Source organism: Kitasatospora putterlickiae (assembly GCF_039527695.1).
Classification (GTDB): Bacteria; Actinomycetota; Actinomycetes; order Streptomycetales; family Streptomycetaceae; genus Kitasatospora; species Kitasatospora putterlickiae.
This window is the reverse complement of sequence record NZ_BAAAKJ010000023.1, coordinates 24,102-24,541: the sequence shown is the minus strand read 5'-3', so window position 1 is coordinate 24,541 and position 440 is coordinate 24,102. Positions and strand designations below refer to the sequence as shown.

Annotated in this window: 1 pseudogene; it reads left to right on the top strand. The window is 69.1% G+C overall.

Annotation, left to right across the window (positions count from 1 at the left end):
• Window positions 1–308: 308 nt before the first annotated feature.
• Window positions 309–440: pseudogene (locus tag ABD308_RS02965) on the top strand (hypothetical protein); the annotation flags it as partial.

Below are 440 nucleotides of genomic sequence, written 5' to 3'. Positions count from 1 at the left end.
GCCGCCGGGGCGTCGGGGCGGGGCGAGGGGCATGAGTGTTCCTCGGGTTTTCTCGGTGTTTCGGTGCTTCTCGGTGCTTCTCGTGGTCTCGGGGGAGGTGACCGGATCAGAAAAGTGGACGCAACGTTGCGTCTCGATCCAACGGCGCGACCGTAACACTGGACGCAACGTTGCGTCTAGCTTTGCCCTCCGCAGGGGCCCGGCGCTCCATCCGGGCCCCCGCGCGTCAGTTGACGACCCCGCAGGGCCTTCAGGCGCGCGCGACCTCTCGGCGGACTCGAACTGTTGTGTTAGGTTAGCCTTGCCTAATGTCGCTGGTCGGAGGGGATTTTCCTGTGCAGCAGTCCGAACTCGCCGGCGCCGTCGCGATCGTCACCGGCGCCGGGCAGGGCATCGGCGCGGCGGTGACGCGCGCGCTCGTCGGCGCCGGCGCCGGCGTC